General features: G+C 62.9%; 1 protein-coding gene. It reads right to left on the reverse strand.

Features of this window, described 5'->3' with window-relative positions:
- Positions 1–318 (reverse strand): IS66 family transposase (locus EAE92_RS25645; protein WP_214069881.1); only part of this gene is annotated, 318 nt, incomplete at both ends.

Consider the following 318-nt stretch of genomic DNA (forward strand, 5'->3'; position numbering starts at 1 on the left):
CCACCCAGTCCGACAGGGTGCTGCGGGCCAGGGTCACGCCGCTGCGGGCATAGATTTGCTGCTGACGGTAGAGCGGCAGGTGGTCACGATATTTGGCGACCACCACCTGAGCCAGCAACCCCGGCTCTGGAATGCCCTTTTCAATCAGCCGGGCGGGCTGGGCTTTGGCATGAATTCGCTGGCAGGCCGCGCAGCTGTACTGCGGACAGACATAACGCCGGACAACAAACGTCGCGGGGCGATATTCCAGTCGCTCACTGACTTCATCACGCAAAAAGCGCAGGGCATGACCGCAATCCGGGCAGCTCGCCGTCTCCG

The sequence above is a fragment of the Photorhabdus hainanensis genome, from assembly GCF_018448965.1.
In the GTDB taxonomy this organism is placed as follows: domain Bacteria; phylum Pseudomonadota; class Gammaproteobacteria; order Enterobacterales; family Enterobacteriaceae; genus Photorhabdus; species Photorhabdus akhurstii.